General features: G+C 74.1%; 13 protein-coding genes. 3 read left to right on the top strand and 10 right to left on the bottom strand.

The features are described 5' to 3' along the window. The gene (gene pdhA, locus ACF1A5_RS09000) at positions 1-1,182 is read right to left on the bottom strand and encodes a pyruvate dehydrogenase (acetyl-transferring) E1 component subunit alpha (RefSeq protein ID WP_392192171.1); all 1,182 of its coding nucleotides are present in this window, start codon (positions 1,180-1,182) and stop codon (positions 1-3) included. 529 nt (positions 1,183-1,711) lie between these two features. Between pdhA (ACF1A5_RS09000) and ACF1A5_RS08995 the strand changes: the two genes are divergently transcribed. Next, a complete protein-coding gene (locus ACF1A5_RS08995; protein ID WP_392192170.1) occupies positions 1,712-2,755 on the top strand; it encodes a phosphotransferase enzyme family protein in 1,044 nt (347 codons plus the stop codon). Between the two features lie 86 nt (positions 2,756-2,841). Here ACF1A5_RS08995 and ACF1A5_RS08990 read toward each other — a convergent pair whose 3' ends face one another. Beyond that, a complete protein-coding gene (locus tag ACF1A5_RS08990; RefSeq protein ID WP_392192169.1) occupies positions 2,842-4,476 on the bottom strand; it encodes a protein kinase in 1,635 nt (544 codons plus the stop codon). 366 nt (positions 4,477-4,842) lie between these two features. Between ACF1A5_RS08990 and ACF1A5_RS08985 the strand changes: the two genes are divergently transcribed. Beyond that, positions 4,843-6,483: a protein kinase gene (locus ACF1A5_RS08985; RefSeq protein ID WP_392192168.1), complete on the top strand. Its 1,641-nt coding sequence runs from the start codon at positions 4,843-4,845 to the stop codon at positions 6,481-6,483. Positions 6,484-6,590: 107 nt separating this feature from the next. Here the strand turns inward: ACF1A5_RS08985 and ACF1A5_RS08980 are convergent, their stop codons facing one another. After that, positions 6,591-7,133, bottom strand: a complete 543-nt coding sequence (locus tag ACF1A5_RS08980) for a bacterial proteasome activator family protein (protein ID WP_392192167.1) — start codon at positions 7,131-7,133, stop codon at positions 6,591-6,593. 206 nt (positions 7,134-7,339) lie between these two features. On the opposite strand from ACF1A5_RS08980, the gene ACF1A5_RS08975 reads away from it, so the two are divergent. Continuing rightward, positions 7,340-8,059 carry a hypothetical protein gene (locus ACF1A5_RS08975; protein WP_392192166.1) on the top strand — a complete coding sequence of 240 codons (720 nt, stop codon included), beginning with the start codon at positions 7,340-7,342 and terminating at the stop codon, positions 8,057-8,059. A 142-nt stretch (positions 8,060-8,201) separates the two neighbouring features. Here the strand turns inward: ACF1A5_RS08975 and ACF1A5_RS08970 are convergent, their stop codons facing one another. The 7 genes from ACF1A5_RS08970 to pdhA (ACF1A5_RS08940) all read right to left on the bottom strand — a co-directional run bounded on the left by ACF1A5_RS08970 (position 8,202) and on the right by pdhA (ACF1A5_RS08940) (position 16,781). After that, the gene (locus ACF1A5_RS08970) at positions 8,202-9,182 is read right to left on the bottom strand and encodes an NAD(P)H-quinone oxidoreductase (RefSeq protein ID WP_392192165.1); all 981 of its coding nucleotides are present in this window, start codon (positions 9,180-9,182) and stop codon (positions 8,202-8,204) included. A gap of 165 nt (positions 9,183-9,347) precedes the next feature. Then, positions 9,348-10,445, bottom strand: coding sequence for a potassium channel family protein (locus ACF1A5_RS08965; RefSeq protein ID WP_392192164.1), 1,098 nt, complete (start codon positions 10,443-10,445; stop codon positions 9,348-9,350). Beyond that, entirely contained in the window at positions 10,442-12,037 is a 1,596-nt protein-coding gene (locus ACF1A5_RS08960) for a molybdopterin molybdotransferase MoeA (RefSeq protein WP_392192163.1), read from the bottom strand. Before ACF1A5_RS08960 ends, ACF1A5_RS08965 begins: the two co-directional genes overlap by 4 nt. Continuing rightward, positions 12,034-13,065 carry an NTP transferase domain-containing protein gene (locus ACF1A5_RS08955; RefSeq protein ID WP_392192162.1) on the bottom strand — a complete coding sequence of 344 codons (1,032 nt, stop codon included), beginning with the start codon at positions 13,063-13,065 and terminating at the stop codon, positions 12,034-12,036. Before ACF1A5_RS08955 ends, ACF1A5_RS08960 begins: the two co-directional genes overlap by 4 nt. Before the next feature lie 55 nt (positions 13,066-13,120). Continuing rightward, complete coding sequence (locus tag ACF1A5_RS08950; RefSeq protein ID WP_392192161.1) at positions 13,121-14,635, bottom strand: dihydrolipoamide acetyltransferase family protein; 1,515 nt, start codon at positions 14,633-14,635, stop codon at positions 13,121-13,123. Further along, on the bottom strand, positions 14,635-15,639 hold the full coding sequence (locus ACF1A5_RS08945) for an alpha-ketoacid dehydrogenase subunit beta (protein WP_392192160.1): 1,005 nt from the start codon (positions 15,637-15,639) through the stop codon (positions 14,635-14,637). The genes ACF1A5_RS08950 and ACF1A5_RS08945 overlap by 1 nt, the downstream gene beginning before the upstream one ends. Then, positions 15,636-16,781, bottom strand: a complete 1,146-nt coding sequence (gene pdhA, locus ACF1A5_RS08940; protein ID WP_392192159.1) for a pyruvate dehydrogenase (acetyl-transferring) E1 component subunit alpha — start codon at positions 16,779-16,781, stop codon at positions 15,636-15,638. The genes ACF1A5_RS08945 and pdhA (ACF1A5_RS08940) overlap by 4 nt, the downstream gene beginning before the upstream one ends. Positions 16,782-16,891 lie beyond the last annotated feature (110 nt).

Genomic DNA, 16,891 nt, shown 5'->3' with positions numbered 1-16,891 from the left:
TCAGACCCCCTCTGCGTCCGCGAACGACGCCTGGTAGGCGGCGAACTGGGCGCGCTCCTCGTCGACGAGCGCGTGCCCGTCCGCGTACACGTTCTCGAAGATGGCGAAGTGGTCCGGGTCGGGCATGGCGCGGACCGCTTCGCGCACTCGCCTGCCCAACGCCTCGCTCTCGGCCTCCAGTTCCGCGAAGAATCCCTCGTCCGCGTGGTTTGCGGCCTCCAGGTAGCGGCGCAGGCGCAGGATCGGGTCCTTCGCCTCCCAGGCCACCCGCTCGTCGTCGTGGCGGTAGCGGGTGGGGTCGTCCGAGGTGGTGTGGGCGCCCATGCGGTAGGTGTACGCCTCGACCAGGGTGGGGCCCTCGCCGCCGCGGGCACGCTCCAGCGCCCACTTGGTGACGGCCAGGCAGGCCAGCACGTCGTTGCCGTCGACGCGGACGCCCGGGAAGCCGAAGCCCTGCGCGCGCTGGTAGAGCGGCACGCGGGTCTGCTTCTCGGTCGGCTCGGAGATCGCCCACTGGTTGTTCTGGCAGAAGAACACCACCGGGGCGTTGTAGACCGCGGAGAAGGTGAAGGACTCCGCCACGTCGCCCTGGCTGGAGGCGCCGTCACCGAAGTAGGCGATGACCGCGGAGTCCGCGCCGTCCTTGGCGATGCCCATCGCGTAGCCCGTGGCGTGCAGCGTCTGGGAGCCGATGACGATCGTGTAGAGCTGGAAGTTGTTGCTGTTGGGGTCCCAGCCGCCGTTGTTCACACCCCGGAACATGCCGAGCAGGTTGGTCGGGTCGACCCCGCGGCACCAGGCGACGCCGTGCTCGCGGTAGGTCGGGAAGACGTAGTCGTCCTCGCGGGTGGCCCGGCCGGAGCCGATCTGCGCGGCCTCCTGGCCCAGCAGCGAGGCCCACAGGCCCAGCTCGCCCTGGCGCTGCAGCGCGGTGGCCTCGGCGTCGAAGCGGCGGGTGAGCACCATGTCGCGGTACAGGCCGCGGAGCTCCTCGGGGGTGATACCGGCGACGTACTTGTCGTACTCGGCGTTCTTGACGCGCTTCCCCTCGGGGGTCAGCAGCTGCACGAGCTCGGGGTCGGCGCTCTTCCGCGCGCCCCCGCGACTTTTGGTGCCGGTGGTGCCGGCCTTGCTTCCGGCGCTGCGTCGCGATGTGCGCGCGGCAGTGCTCTCCACGGTCACGTGTGCTCCTCCGTCGGTCCGGCCCCCGGGGTTGCCGGTCGGCCTGGGGGTCTCCCCTTGCTCGTCGAGAGCCCGGGGAGGCTCGCCTGGTCCGACCACCGGGCACGGGGTGGGTGCCACTCGGCCGGGAACAGGCGTGACAGGTGCCCCGGCGAGCGCCCTGCAACAGTCACGTTACCCAGTGCTCCACATTTCTGTGAAACCCCTCCTGACCTGCGTTTTTCCTTGGATTTCCAAGTATTTTCGCTAGGAAGTCCAAGTACCTCGCCGGTCTTCGGGGCAGCCGCTGGTCACAGCCTTGCAGGGGGCCGGAACACCGGCACGTTATCCCGGTCACCCCGGCGACGGGAAGGGTTGAGCGGACGGCCGGAAATGCTCCTGCCGGGGGACGACTCCGCGTAGCCGGCGGGGTGCGCACCGGCGTCGGGGGAGGACGGCACGCGACCTGTAGTGACCGAAAGCGACTAACGGAGACTGCCTGTGACAACGCGCAGCTCACGGCCTCGTCCGGTGCCCTAGCATCTGGCGCGTGCCGCGCCCTTGTGTACCACCCCCCGTACCCCTCGCGCCCCCTCTGAGCGCCCTGCTGCGCCAGTACGCCGCCGGTTCCGCCCTCACCTGTGAACCCGTCGACCAGGGCCTGCTCAACCGCGGCTACCGGCTGTGCACGACCCGCGGCCGCTACTTCCTGAAGCACCACTTCGATCCGGACACCGCCGACCCCGCGGCCATCGCCCGCCAGCACCGCGCCACCCAGCGCCTGGCCGATCTCGGCGTCCCGGTGGCGCCCCCGCTCACCGGCCGGGACGGGCGCACGGTCGCCGTCGTCGGCGGCCACGCGTACGCCCTGCACCCCTGGGTGGAGGGCCGGCACCGCCACGGCGGCCAGCTCACCACCGGGCAGTGCGCGCGCCTCGGGGCGCTGCTGGGAGCCGTGCACGCCTGTCTGGAGCGCGTGATGCCCCCGAAGGGGCGCACCCGCCCGGCCACCAGCCCCCACCCCGTGGAAAGCGCCGACCCCGCCGACACCTTCGCCCTGATCGACGACCTGCTCGCCCACGTCCGCCGCCGACGCCCCCTCGACACCTTCGACGAGCTGGCCAGGCACCGGCTCCTGGAGCGGCGGGCGCTGCTGGAGCAGCACAGGGACCGGCGTCCGCCGCCCGGCGGCCCGGTGGGCTGGGTGCACGGGGACTTCCACCCGTTCAACCTGCTCTACCGGGGGGACGCGCCCGCGGCGATCGTCGACTGGGACCGGCTCGGGGTGCAGCCCCGCGCGGAGGAGGCGGTACGGGCGGCCGCGATCTTCTTCGTGCGGCCCGCCGGGACCCTCGACCTGCCGAAGGTCAGGGCGTACGCGCGCGCCTACCGGCGGGCGGCCGGGGCGACGCCCTCCGAGCTCGCCGCCGCGGTGCACCGGGTGTGGTGGGAGCGCCTGAACGACTTCTGGATGCTGCGCTGGCACTACGAACGCGGCGACACCCGCGCGGACCCGCAGTTCCCGGCCGCCTCGGCCCTCGTGGTGTGGTGGACGCGGGAGTACGACGCGGTGTGCGGGGCGTTCGCCGAGTGATCCCCCTCAGGCGCGTCCGGCGGGCCGGCTACGTCCGGGACGCGCGCGTGCGGCCCGAGGGGGCTCCACGCGCGCGTGGCGGACGGTCAGTTGGTCCCGCCGCCGCTGGTGAGGTCCCCCGTGGTCGTACCGGGGGTGCCTCCGCCGGTGTCGCCGGTGGTGGTGCCGTCCGTCGTGCCGCCGTCCGTCGTACCGCCGTCCGTCGTCCCCCCGGTCGTGCTCCCCGACGCCGGGGGGCTGGACTGCGGGGCGGAGCTGGCGGGGTTCGACGGCTGGCCGGACTGCTGGTCCGGCGCGGACTGCGAGGGCGTGTACGAGGGCTGGCTGGACGGGGTCCAGTCCCCCCCTGAGCCTCCCGACCCGCTGCCGCTGTCCGTCGACGTGTCCGTCGGCTGGTCCGTGGTCGAGTCGCTCGGCGTGGAACTGGACTTGGGGTCCTTGGTGGCGTGCGTGCTCGTCGGCGACTTGGTGGTGCCACCGCCTCCGCCTCCGCCGCCCCCCTGGTTGTTCAGCGCCAGCGCGACGCCCGCCGCGACGGCGATCACCGCGAGCGCGGCCAGGATCCACAGCTTGCCGCGGCCGCTGCCCCGGTTGCCGTGCCCCTCGAAGCCGCCGTCGTCACCCCCGCCGTACCCGCCCGGCAGGATCGGCTGCGGGATCTGCGCGGTGCCGGAACCGGAGTCCGCGGGGTGCGGCATCACCGCCGTGCCGGCGAAGCCCGCCGCCGGGGTGTGCCGCCCCTCGTGCGCCCCCACCGGGCCGGTGTTCCAGGTGCCGGTGTGGCCGCCGTGGTCGTAGAGCATCTGCAGCCCGTACTGGACCAGCCCGCGCATCTCCTCCGCCGTCTGGAAACGGTCGTCGGGCTCCTTCGCGAGCGAGCGCATGACGAGGCCGTCCAGCTCCGGCGGGCACGTGCCCTCCGAGGTCCGCGACGGCGGCACCGGGATGTCCTGGACGTGCTGGTACACCACCGACAGCGGGGTCTCACCGGTGAACGGGGGGCGCAGCGCGAGCAGTTCGTAGAGCAGGCAGCCCGTCGCGTACAGGTCGGAGCGGTGGTCCACGGCCTTGCCGAGGGCCTGCTCCGGCGACAGGTACTGCGGGGTGCCCATCACCATGCCGGTCTGCGTCATCGTCGTGGACGCCCCGTGCAGGGCGCGGGCGATGCCGAAGTCCATCACCTTCACGGCACCGGTGTCGGTGATGATCACGTTGGCCGGCTTGATGTCGCGGTGCACGATGCCGTGCTGGTGCGAGTAGGCCAGCGCCTCCAGGACGCCCGAGACGATGATCAGGGCCTGCTCCGGGCCCGGCGCCTCGGCGTTGAGCAACAGGTCACGGATGGTGCGGCCCTCGACCAGCTCCATCACGATGTACGGCACGGCCTGGCCGTTCGCCTGGTCCTCGCCGGAGTCGTACACGGCGACGATCGCGTGGTGGTTGAGGCCGGCCACCGACTGGGCCTCGCGGGTGAAGCGGGCCTTGGAGACCGGGTCCTCGGCGAGATCGGCGCGCAGCAGCTTCACGGCCACGGTGCGTCCGAGGCGCACGTCCTCGGCGGCGAACACCTCGGCCATGCCGCCCCGGCCGAGTCTGCGGGTCAGCCGGTACCGGCCGTCGCCGACCAGGCCGCCGTTGCCCCACATCTCCGGCGCCTCTGACATGCCGCCGCCGGACGCCTCGGGGTCGGACGGGCCCTGGGCGCGCTGCGTCTGTGCCATCAGTCCTCGCCGTCGTTTCTGCCCGCGGTGCGCGCGGTGTTGTTACGGTCTCCGTCGGCCACGCTACAGGTTCGGCGCAAGCCGCCGGTCCAGAAGCGTCGCGGGAACCGGCCCGAGACGGACCGGCCATGAAACCCCGAGCGGGTGCGGTCGTGCAAATTGCGTGTACCAGCGGGACGCCACCTGTAACGCTTGCGCGACGCTTCTTTCGCGTACGGTCACGGAACGGGCACCGAGCTTGACGTGTCCGTGCCCTGGGGCAGACTTGGCCGGGAATAGCACTTTCGATCACCGGATCCGGTCGACGGACAGCCGAACGCGGGAGCACAGCATCCGCTGCCGCCGCGCCTATGGGGGACGCAGAACATGAGCCAGGACGGCGCACAGAGCCGGTTCGCGGGGCGGGCACTGGCCGGCGGCCGCTACCAGCTGCGCGACTTGCTCGGTGAGGGCGGCATGGCCTCGGTGCATCTCGCCTACGACTCCGTGCTCGACCGCCAGGTGGCCATCAAGACGCTCCACACCGAGCTGGGCCGGGAGCAGGCGTTCCGGGAGCGGTTCCGCCGCGAGGCCCAGTCAGTGGCGAAACTCACGCACACGAACATCGTCTCGGTCTTCGACACCGGCGAGGACGAGCTCGACGGCACCACGATGCCGTACATCGTCATGGAGTACGTCGAGGGACGGCCCTTGGGCTCGGTGCTCGAGGAGGACGTCCGCCGGCAGGGCGCCATGCCCGCCGACAAGGCCCTGAAGATCACCGCGGACGTGCTCGCCGCGCTGGAGATCAGCCACGAGATGGGCCTCGTCCACCGCGACATCAAGCCGGGCAACGTGATGATGACCAAGCGCGGCGTCGTCAAGGTGATGGACTTCGGCATCGCCCGCGCCATGCAGTCGGGCGTCACCTCCATGACGCAGACCGGCATGGTCGTCGGCACCCCGCAGTACCTGTCGCCGGAGCAGGCCCTCGGCCGGGGCGTGGACGCGCGGTCCGACCTGTACTCCGTCGGCATCATGCTCTTCCAGCTGGTCACCGGACGCCTGCCGTTCGACGCCGACTCGCCGCTGGCCATCGCCTACGCGCATGTTCAGGAGGAGCCGGTGTCGCCCTCCTCGATCAACCGCTCCCTGCCGCCGGCGGTGGACGCGCTGGTCGCCCGCGCGCTGAAGAAGAACCCGAACGAGCGCTTCCCCAACGCCGAGGCCATGCGCGACGAGTGCCTGCGCGTGGCGTCCTCCGTCCAGGCGGCCCCGCCGAGCATCGTCCCCGGCGTCCAGACCTCCAGCGGCGCGGGCGTCGGCTCGGCGGTGTTCCCGCCGGTCGACCAGGCGAACCCGGCGCCCTCGGGCAACATCCAGACGCCCTACCAGCCGGTCCCCAACCCGTACGGCAACCCGGTCCCCTCCGGGCCGTCCCCGGCGTACGGCTATCCGCAGCAGGGCGGCTACCAGACGCCCGCCCCCTCGCCGTACGCGCACCAGCAGGCCTCGACCCCGCCGCCGTACACGATGTCGCCGCAGACCACGCCCATGGGTGGCGGTCCGGGCGGCCGGAGCGGCCGGCCGGTGGTCGTCGGCTCGGTCGCCGTCGCCGGCATCGCCGTCTTCGGCCTGATCCTGGCCCTGGTGCTGCACAACAAGGGCGACGACAACGGCGGCACCGCCCACCCGAGCGGCAGCGCCAGCGCCTCGGCGTCCAAGGCGGCGGGTTACCGCGGGCCGGACCCGTCCAGGACGATCGACAGCAGCGAGTGCACGGAGCCGCAGGAGTCGTACAACGACCCCGCGAAGATCCGGGTGCCCAACTTCCAGTACAAGTACGTCAAGTCGGTCAAGGCCTGCCTGCAGGCGGCGGGCTGGAAGGTGAGCGTCAAGGACATGGACGAGAACACCTACGGCGACGGCACCGTCATGAACCAGTTCCCCGCCGCGGGCACGGACGTCGACCCGAAGAACATGCCCGAGATCCAGCTCGGCGTCTCGACGGGCAACCCCGCCTCCTGAGTGCTCCGTCCGTGACACGGTGAAGGGGCCCGGCAGTTCGGCTGCCGGGCCCCTTTCTCGGTCTCTGCGGTGAACCCGTGGGCCGGCGGGCCCACGGGCTCACCGGCCTACAGGTACGGTCCGCCCGAACGGCCGCCGGCGCGGGGGTCGTCGCCCCCCTCGGGGCCGAGGCCCGGAGGAAGCGCGCGGCGCATCTGCTCCAACTGGGCCCGCGCGGCCATCTGCTGGGCGAACAGGGTGGTCTGGATGCCGTGGAAGAGCCCCTCCAGCCAGCCGACCAACTGGGCCTGCGCGATGCGCAGTTCCGAGTCGCTGGGCGTCCCCTCGTCCGTGAACGGCAGGGACAGCCGCTCCAGCTCCTCGACGAGCTCCGGCGCCAGGCCGTCCTCCAGCTCCTTGACCGAGCTGGCGTGGATCTCCTTCAGCCGGTTCCGGCTCGCCTCGTCCAGAGGAGCCGCCCGCACCTCCTCCAGAAGCTGCTTGATCATGCTGCCGATCCGCATGACCTTGGCAGGCTGTTCCACCTGCTCCGTCACCGGGATCTCGCGGACGTCGTCGTCGCCACCACCACCGCCGAGCGCCATGCCGTCCTGGCCGACGACCAGGATCTGGGGGTTCTCCGGCGACCGTTCGTTCCTCGGCATCTCCATGCCGCCATTCTCTCGCACCCGTACACCTCACCTCTGTGGTGCCCCCCGCGGAAGCTGATCCACCGTGTCGCCCCGGATCGGGGCACCCACGCGAGGCCGTGTCGACCCATCGGCCGCGCCCGGAATGCCGGATCGGGACGGTGATGTGAGTGTGGTGCCACGGATCCACCGATCCGCCGACCGGGCACCGTGAGGGGGTCCACGACGTGACTCCATGGCCGCGCATCGCACTGCGCACGACGGGAGTGCTGGCCGTGCTGGGAGCCGTCGCCCTGCCCTGTGGCTCCGCCTCGTCGTACGACCCGGGGAAGGTCTCCCCGGACCCCACGGCCGCCCGTCCGGCGCCCGCCTCCCCCTCCGCCGCCTCCGCGCGCCCGGCGCCCGAAGGTGCCCCCGGGCACCCGGCGTCCGACTCCGCCCGTCCGTCCCCGACGGCCTCGTCCGCCCACCGCCCGGCCTCCGCGTCCGCCTCGGCCCGTCCGGCTGCCGCGTCCTCCTCCACCTCCTCCCGGCACTCCGCCGAGCCGTCCCGGGCCGGGAGCCGTCCCGGCGAGGGACGGCAGCATCCGGGGCGGTCGACGGGGCCGGACGCCCGGGTGGAGGGCGACGACACGGCCCCGCCGGAGGACGAGGGCGCGAGGGAGCGGCACCAGGGCGGGCGGGACGACGGCGCCTGGGACGAGGGTGCGCGGGAGGAAGGCGGTGACCCGACCGGCGCGCCGACGGAGACGGCCGCACCCCGGACACCCGAGGAGGCCGCTCCCGCCGCGTCCGTGCCGCCGGGGGACCCGGCGGCACGGTCCGCCGCCCGGAGCGCCTCCGCGGCCGAGCCCGTGCTGCGGATCCTGCCCCTCGGCAGCGGGCTCGTCCTGATCGGCCTCGGCCTGGGCCTCGCCTTCGTCGGCCTCAGGGTGCGGCGCGGCTAGGGCCCTTCCGAGGCGCGAGCCCGGCAAGATCCGAAAGAGAGGGCCTGGGCGCGCCGTGGCTGGTCGCGCCGTGGGCTGGCAGCACCGCCGCTGGTCACGCCGTGGCGGGCGCGGGCGTCCGGGGGCTTCGGGGCCGGGGAGGTCAGCCGGCGACGAGGAGGACCTTGCCGATGTGGCTGCTCTCCTCCACGATCCGGTGGGCGGCCGCCGCGTCACCCATGGGCACTTCGCGATGGACGATCGGCCGGACGTGACCGGCGGCGATCAGCGGCCAGACGTGCTCGCGCACGGCAGCGACGATGGCCGCCTTCTCCTCCAGCGGACGGGCCCGCAGCGAGGTCGCGCTGATCGCGGCCCGCTTGGCGAGCAGGGCGCCGATGTTCAGCTCGCCCTTGGCACCGCCCTGCATCCCGATGATCGCGAGCCGGCCGTTGACGGCGAGCGCCTTGACGTTGCGGTCGAGGTACTTGGCGCCCATGTTGTCGAGGATGACGTCGGCCCCGGCACCGCCGGTGGCCTCCTTCACCTCGGCCACGAAGTCCTGCTCCCGGTAGTTGATCAGGACCTCGGCGCCCAGCTCGGCGCAGCGCTCCAGCTTCTCCTTGGTGCCCGCGGTGACGGCCACCGCGGCGCCCACGGCACGGCCGAGCTGGATCGCCATCGTGCCGATGCCGCTGGAGCCGCCGTGCACGAGCAGCGTCTCGCCGGGACGCAGGTGGGCGATCATGAAGACGTTGGACCAGACCGTGCAGGTCACCTCGGGCAGCGCCGCGGCCTGCCTCAGGTCGACGCCCTCGGGCACGGGCAGCAGCTGACCCGCCGGAACGGCCACCTTCTCGGCGTAGCCGCCGCCCGAGAGCAGCGCGCACACCTCGTCGCCGACCGCCCAGCCCGACACGCCGGGCCCCAGTGCGGCGATCCGCCCGGAGCACTCCAGACCGGGGTACGGGGAGGCGCCGGGCGGCGGGTCGTAGAAGCCCTGGCGCTGCAGGATGTCGGCCCGGTTGACGGCGCTGGCCACCACCTCGACCAGCACCTCGCCCTCGCCGGGCACCGGATCCGGCACCTCGTCCCACACCAATGCCTCGGGTCCGCCAGGTTCGGGAATCGTGATCGCATGCATGGGGCCGACGCTACTCCTCGCTCCCTCGGGAACGGCGCGCCCCTGCCCCGGGCGGGCGGAGCGGACGGCCGACGCCCGGGGTCGCCGGTCAGGTGACGCCTGGTCAGCGGGCAGACCGCACCCGGCCACCGGGCAGGTGGCGCGCGGCCGCGGGGCAGGCGGCGGTCAGTCCGTGGGCAGCGGCCGCGCGTGCGGGGTGACCTGGGTGCCCGGTGTGGCCCGCACGATGGTGATCAGACGGTCCGTCAATTGCAGCGCGCCGAGCGAAGGGTCGTCGTATCCGAGCACCCGGTGCCCCCGTACGACGCTGACCACCAGGTCGTCCGTCTCCCGCGGCCCCCTGCCCACCTCGGTCTTTATGACGGGCCGTTCGACGAGGTCCAGGCCGCTCCCCTGCTGGATGAGGTCCTCCAGGACCATGCCTGCGGCCGGACTCAGCACGGACAGCCCCAGCAGACGCCCCGCCGCGCTCGCGCTCGTGATGACCGCGTCCGCCCCGGACTGCCGGAGCAGCGGCGCGTTCTCCTCCTCGCGCACCGCCGCCACGATCTTCGCCCCCCGGTTGAGCTGCCGCGCTGTCAGCGTCACCAGCACCGCGGTGTCGTCCCGCTGCGTGGCCACGATGATCTGCCGGGCCCGCTCCACCTCCGCCCGCTTGAGGATCTCGCTGCGCGTGGCGTCCCCGACCACCCCCGCGTAACCGTCCGCCGTGGCCGCGTCGACCACCTTCGCGCTCGGATCGACCACGACGACCTGCTGCTTCTTCAACCCCGTCGCACAGACGGTCTGCAGGGCCGACCGCCCCTTCGTGCCGAAGCCGACGACGACGGTGTGGTCACGCAAGGTGGACCTCCAGCGGTTGAGGCGCCATTCCTCCCGCGTGCGTTCGGTGAGGACCTCGAGCGTGGTGCCGACGAGGATGATCAGGAACAGCACACGCAACGGCGTGATGACGAAGATGTTGGTGAGCCGGGCGGCGTCACTGACGGGCGTGATGTCGCCGTAGCCGGTGGTGGAGAGGGTGACCGTCGCGTAGTACGCCGCGTCCAGGAAGTCGACCGAGCCGTCCGAGCTGTCGCGGTAGCCCTCGCGGTCGGCGTAGACGATGAGGACTGTCGCGACCAGCACCAGCAGGGCGAGGGCCAGCCGTTTGCCGACCTGCCGGACCGGACGCTCCACCACCCTCTTCGGAAGTCTCACCCGATGGGTCACGAGATGTTCGTCCGCTTGGCGGGCGATCGCGTCGTGGCCCGGAAGTTTCACGTGAAACACACCCCGATGCCGGCGGCGGCCCAGGGCAGATCGAGCAGCTCCGCCTCCTGCCCCGCCCGCGCGCCGCCCGGTGGTACGACGGCCAGCGCGTCGGCGGCGGCCACGCCCCGCAGCATGGCCGGCCCGTTGTAGTGCAGGGGAACCGCGTGGTCCCCGCGCAGCACGACGGGGACCAGCCGGGTGTCGTACGGATGCCCGTGCACCGCGTCGCTCAGCGGCAGCGTGTACGGCTCCGGCGCCGGGCGCGCCGCCAGGGTGCGCAGCAGCGGTTCGGCGAGCGTGAGCAGGCCGGAGACGGCCGCCAGGGGGTTGCCGGGCAGGCCGACGAGGTGCTGGTGCTCCTTGGTGCGGGCCAGGAGCATCGGGTGGCCCGGGCGGACCTGGACGCCGTCCACCAGGAACTCGGCGCCGATGCGGTGCAGGATGGGGTGGACGTGGTCGACGGGTCCGGCGGCGGTGCCCCCGGTGGTGACGACCAGGTCGGCCCCGGATCCGGTGACCGCCTCGTACAGGGCCCCGGCGTCGTCGCCGATCCTGCGTACGGCGGTGACCTCGGCGCCGAGCGCCCGCAGCCAGGGGGGCAGCATCGGGCCGAGCGCGTCCCGGATCAGGCCGTCGTGCGGCAGGCCCTCGGCGAGCAGCTCGTCGCCGAGCACGAAGACCTCGGCGCGGGGCCGGGGGACCGCGGCGAGGGTGTCGTACCCGGCGGCCGCGGCGAGGCCGAGCACGGCCGGGGTGACGAGGGTGCCGAGGGGCAGCAACTGGTCGCCGCTCCCGCATTCCTGGCCGCGCGGACGGATGTCCTGACCGTGCACGACCTCGCGGGTCGAGTGCAGCCGGCCCTTGTCGTCCATGCGGCCGTGCTCGCTGCGCAGCACCGCCGTGGAGTCCTGCGGTACGCGGGCGCCGGTCGCGATCCGCACGGCCTCGCCGTCGGTCAGCGGCTCGGGTCGCGCGTGCCCGGCCAGAACGCCCTCGTCCCGGACGTCCCAGGGGCCGGGGCCGGCCACGGCCCAGCCGTCCATGGCGGAGGTGTCGAAGGAGGGCAGGTCGGTGAGAGCGGCGAGGGGGGCGGCCAGGACCAGGCCCAGGGCGGCGTCGAGGGGCACCGACACGGTGGCACGGCGGGCGCCGGCGGGGGTGTCATCGGCGGCGGCTCCTCGGGGGACCGAGGCACGGGCCGCCCGGGCGGCGATCTCGCGGGCGTCGGGCCAGGGGGTGGCCCGGTGACGGGCTTCCGCGGAGTGCGGGCCGCCGTGACCGGCCGCGGCGCCGCCCCGGCCGGAGTGCTCCCCCTCGGGGGGCGCGTCGCCGGGGGCGGAGGCGGTGTCGTCACGGCTGTCCCACGAGGCGTCGTCGTATCCCGTGCGGGCGGTGTCGCGGAGGTGGGCCGGGCCGGGGGCGTCTCCGGCGCCGCTCCCCGGGGCGGTCCCGGGGCCGTCGCCGTCGCCGTGGCCCGGAATTCGGATGTCGCCGTGACCGTCGCCCGGTGCGGGGACGTTGCCCTCCTTCACGAGCGCGAGCACCTCCTCGACGTCGAGATCCTCGGCGTCCTCGCCGGTGCGGACGCCGCGGGCGGTCATCCGGCGTCCCGGTCGGCGCCGGGCCCCGCGTCGGCGTCGCTCTCGTCCGCCCAGCGCTGGGCGAGGGCGACGGCCTTGCGGGCGGCCTCGGCGACCGCCTCGGGGCCGCCCCCGGCCTTCGCGGCGGCGTAACCGACGAGGAAGGTGGTCAGGGGCGCCGCCGGGCGGGCCACGCCGTGGGCGGCGTCGCGGGCCAGGTCGAGCAGGCCGCCGGTGTCGACGTCCAGGTCGATGCCCAGCTCGTCCTTGACTGCGGAAATCCATTCATCCAACACGTGCCCATGCTCCCTGATGCGTGCCCTGGCGTCGGCGATGTCGTCCCAGGTGTCGCAGTCGAAGGACGCGACGGGGTCGGGGACGCGGGTGAGGTCGAGATCGGCGGTCAGCCGGCGCAGCGGCAGGCCGGTGAGGGCGCCGCTCGCGGCGCCGCCGGGTTCGGAGCCGCCGCCGGATGCGGGCGCGGCGAGGGCCGCCAGCCCGCGCCGCAGTGAGGCCGTGCGGTACGCGGCCACGAGCGGCTGGTCGCGCCCCTCGGCGTCGGTGAGCAGCGCGCCGTCCGCGCGGCCCGCCCGCAGGGCGTCCAACAGCCGCCGCACGGCGGCCTCTTCGAGGAACGGCAGATCGGCGGAGAGCACGACGACGTGGTCCGCCGTGGTGCGGCGCAGCCCGGCGTCGAGCGCGGCGAGCGGACCGGCGCCGGGCGGCTCCTCGCGCGCCCACAGCACGGGGCGCGGGGTCGGCCGCGGTTCGGCCACGACGACGGTCGTGCGCGCCCCGGCACAGGCGCCCAGCACCCGGTCGAGCAGGGCGCGGCCGCCGACCCGCACCCCGGGTTTGTCCGCGCCGCCGAGCCGCCGGGCGGCACCGCCGGCGAGCACGACGGCGTCGTAGGCGGCACCCTCGTCCGGCACACGCCCGGCAGCCTCCACTGCGCCGGACCTGTCGGGCACGTCAGGGGCGCCGGGTGCGCCGGGTGCGCCGGGTGCGCCGGGTGCGCCGGGTGCGCCGGGTGGCTCGTAGGCGGTCACCCCCCGAGTATGCGTCCCGCCCGCGATCACAGGGAATGCGGGCGGGACCCCGGCGTCACACCGTGCGCAGCAGCACCGCCGGCTGTTCCACGCAGTCCGCCACATACCGCAGGAAACCGCCCGCCGTGCCGCCGTCGCACACCCGGTGGTCGAAGGTGAGCGAGAGCTGGACGACCTGCCGCACCGCCAGCTCGCCCTCGTGCACCCAGGGCTTGGGGACGATGCGGCCGACGCCGAGCATGGCGGCCTCGGGGTGGTTGATGATCGGCGTGGAGCCGTCGACGCCGAACACCCCGTAGTTGTTCAACGTGAAGGTGCCGCCGGTCAGTTCCGCGGGCGTCAGGGTGCCCGCCCGGGCCGCCTCGGTCAACCGGGCGAACTCGGCGGTCAGCGCCTCGGCGTCCCGCGCGTGCGCGTCCCGTACGACCGGGACGACGAGCCCTCGCTCGGTCTGCGCGGCGAAGCCGAGGTGCACCTCGTCGAGCCGGACGACCTCCCTGGCCTCCATGTCCACCGTGGAGTTGAGCTCCGGGTAGCGCGCGAGCGCGGCCGTGCAGATCCGGGCGAGGAGGGCGAGAAGGGAGATCTTCGGGCCCCCGGCGGCGTTCATCGCCGCCCGCGCCCGCATCAGCTCCGTGGCGTCGGCGTCCACCCAGCAGGTGGCGTCCGGGATCTCCCGGCGGCTGCGGGACAGCTTGTCGGCCACGGCACCGCGCACACCCTTGAGGGGGATGCGCGTGCCGGCGCCACCGCGGGAGGCCCGCCGGGCACCGGCGGCCGTCTCGGCGGCCGTCTCGGCGGCGGACGCGGACGTGCCCGACACGGCCGTGCCGGACGTGGCCGTGGCCTCCGCGCCCGGCGCCCCCGTACGGCCCGGCGCCGTGCCGGCCCGCAGCGCGCCCTCGACGTCCGCGCGCAGGATCAGCCCGTCGGGGCCGGAACCGGAGAGGCGGCGCAGGTCCAGGCCGTTCTCCCGGGCGAGCCGGCGGACGAGCGGGGAGATGACCGGGACGGGTCCGTCGGCCGAGCGGTCGGCCGCCGGGCCGGGGACGGCCGTACCGGCACGGCCGTTCAGGGTCGCCGACCCGGCCGTGACCGCCTGGGCGGCGGCCGACGGTGCCGGACCGCCGTTCGCGGCGGCCAGGCCTGGGCGTGCGCCCGCCGCACCCGCGGCCGGCGCACCCGGAGCGGACGTGTCCGGACCCGCGCCCGACGCCTGCGCGACCGGCGCCTGGCGCACCCGTCGGCGGCGCGCCGGGGGCGCTCCGGTGCCGTACCCCACCAGGACGTTGCCGGAGCCCCGGCTGTCGTCCCCGGCGGCCGGTTCGCCGACCGCCACCGTCAGCAGCGGGGCGCCGACGGGCAGTTCGGTGCCCTCCTCGCCGTACCGGGCCGTGATCACGCCCCCGTACGGGCAGGGCACCTCGACCATCGCCTTGGCCGTCTCGACCTCGACGACCGGCTGGTCGACGGCGACGACGTCGCCCACCTGCACCAGCCAGCGCACGATCTCCGCCTCGGTGAGCCCCTCCCCGAGATCGGGGAGCTTGAACTCCAGCACCTGTGCCATCAGCTCTCGGCCTCCCACTGCAGACGCGCCACGGCGTCCAGGATCCGGTCGACACCCGGCAGGTGGTGCCGCTCCAGCATCGGCGGCGGGTAGGGGATGTCGAACCCGGCCACGCGCAGCACGGGAGCCTCCAGGTGGTGGAAGCAGCGCTCCGTGACGCGGGCGGCGATCTCCCCGCCCGGCCCGCCGAAGGAACCCGACTCGTGCACGACGACCGCCCGCCCGGTGCGCCGCACCGACGCACAGACGGTCTCGTCGTCGAACGGCACCAGGGAGCGCAGGTCGACGACCTCCAGGTCCCAGCCCTCGGCCCGCGCCGCCTCGGCGGCCTCGAGGCAGACGGGCACGGACGGGCCGTACGTGATCAGCGTGGCGCTGCGGCCGGTGCGCCGCACGACCGCACGGCCGATGGGCTCGACGGTCTGCGGTTCCTCCGGGTTCCAGGAGTCCTTCGACCAGTACAGGCGCTTGGGCTCGAGGAAGACGACCGGGTCGTCGGAGGCGATGGCGGCGCGCAGCAGGCCGTAGGCGTCGGCGACGGTCGCGGGCGTGACGACATGGAGCCCCGGAGTCGCCATGTAGTACGCCTCGGACGAGTCGCTGTGGTGCTCGACACCGCCGATGCCGCCGCCGTAGGGGACGCGGACGGTGATCGGCAGGGGCATCCTGCCGCGGGTGCGGTTGCGCATCCGCGCGACATGGCTGATGAGCTGCTCGAAGGCCGGGTAGGCGAAGGCGTCGAACTGCATCTCGACGACCGGGCGCAGGCCGTACATGGCCATGCCGACGGCGGTGCCGAGGATGCCGGCCTCGGCCAGCGGGGTGTCCGTGCAGCGGTCCTCGCCGAACTCCTTGGCGAGTCCGTCGGTGACGCGGAAGACCCCGCCGAGGGTGCCGACGTCCTCGCCCATGACGTGCACGGCGGGATCGGCGGCCATCGCGTCGCGCAGCGCGCGCGTGAGGGCCTGGGCCATGGTGGCCGGCTTGAGCGCGACGGTGGTCATCGGGCCGTACCCTCCTGGGACTCGGACTCGGCCTCCAGCTCGGCCCGCAGCTGGGCCCGCTGCTCGCGCAGTTGCGGGGTGGGCTCGGCGTACACGTGGGCGAACAGGTCCGTCGGGTCGAGCGACGGGTCCTGGTTCATGCGCTCGCGCAGCCGGGCGGCCATCGTCTCGGCGTCCTCGCGCGCGGCCCGGATGCCGTCCTCGTCGATCAGGCCCCGCCCGGTCAGCTCCCGCTCCAGCAGCGCGATGGGGTCGTGGTCGCGCCAGGTCTCGACCTCGGCGTCGCCGCGGTAGCGGGTGGCGTCGTCGGCGTTGGTGTGGGCGTCGATGCGGTACGTCACCGCCTCGATCAGCGTCGGACCGCCACCCGCGCGCGCGTTGCGTACGGCGTCGGAGAGGACCTCGTGGACGGCGGCGGCGTCGTTGCCGTCGACCAGGCGGCCCGGCATCCCGTACCCGACGGCCTTGTGGGCGAGCGAGGGGGCGGCGGTCTGCTTGTCGAGCGGGACGGAGATGGCGAAGCCGTTGTTCTGGACGAGGAAGACGACCGGGGCCTGCCAGACGGCGGCGAAGTTGAGCGCCTCGTGGAAGTCGCCCTCGCTGGTGCCGCCGTCGCCGACCATGGCCAGCGCGACCACGTCGTCGCCCTTGAGGCGGGCGGCGTGGGCCAGGCCCACGGCGTGCGGCAGCTGGGTGGCGAGCGGGGTGCTCAGCGGCGCCACGCGGTGCTCGTAGGGGTCGTAGCCGGTGTGCCAGTCACCGCGCAGCAGGGTGAGGGCCTCGACGGGCTCCACTCCGCGCGCGACGACGGCGAGCGTGTCCCGGTAGCTGGGGAAGAGCCAGTCACGGTCCTCCAGGGCGAGAGCGGCCGCGACCTCGCACGCCTCCTGGCCGGTGCTGGAGGGGTAGACGGCCAGACGGCCCTGCTTGGTGAGCGCGGTGGCCTGCGCGTTGTACCGACGGCCGCGCACCAGCTGCGCGTACAGGCGGCGCAGCAGCTCCGGATCGGCCTTGGCGGCGGCCTCCGTGCCCAGGACGCGGTACGGCTCCGGGTCGGGCAGCAGCGGCGCGGGGTCGGTACGGGGCTGCCAGGCGGGCGGCGGCGATGGCCGGTACGCGCCCCGCTGCTCCATGACCGTCATGACGGCACCTCCTCGTGGGAGCGGCTACGGGAGGCGTGTCGGCTGTGACCCGCCTCACCTACCGATTGTTCGGTCGTCGGCACATTTTGGCTACAGGCGACCCCAGGCTG

The sequence above is a fragment of the Streptomyces sp. NPDC014864 genome, from assembly GCF_043081525.1.
Lineage (GTDB): Bacteria > Actinomycetota > Actinomycetes > Streptomycetales > Streptomycetaceae > Streptomyces.
This window is presented reverse-complemented; position numbering and strand designations above follow the sequence as displayed.

Coding starts and splice junctions, on each gene's coding strand:
- ACF1A5_RS08990 (WP_392192169.1), bottom strand. CDS start 4,476: ATGGCACAGACGCAGCGCGCCCAGGGCCCGTCCGACCCCGAGGCGTCC.
- ACF1A5_RS08985 (WP_392192168.1), top strand. CDS start 4,843: ATGAGCCAGGACGGCGCACAGAGCCGGTTCGCGGGGCGGGCACTGGCC.
- ACF1A5_RS08980 (WP_392192167.1), bottom strand. CDS start 7,133: ATGGAGATGCCGAGGAACGAACGGTCGCCGGAGAACCCCCAGATCCTG.
- ACF1A5_RS08970 (WP_392192165.1), bottom strand. CDS start 9,182: ATGCATGCGATCACGATTCCCGAACCTGGCGGACCCGAGGCATTGGTG.
- ACF1A5_RS08960 (WP_392192163.1), bottom strand. CDS start 12,037: ATGACCGCCCGCGGCGTCCGCACCGGCGAGGACGCCGAGGATCTCGAC.
- ACF1A5_RS08950 (WP_392192161.1), bottom strand. CDS start 14,635: ATGGCACAGGTGCTGGAGTTCAAGCTCCCCGATCTCGGGGAGGGGCTC.
- ACF1A5_RS08945 (WP_392192160.1), bottom strand. CDS start 15,639: ATGACCACCGTCGCGCTCAAGCCGGCCACCATGGCCCAGGCCCTCACG.
- pdhA (WP_392192159.1), bottom strand. CDS start 16,781: ATGACGGTCATGGAGCAGCGGGGCGCGTACCGGCCATCGCCGCCGCCC.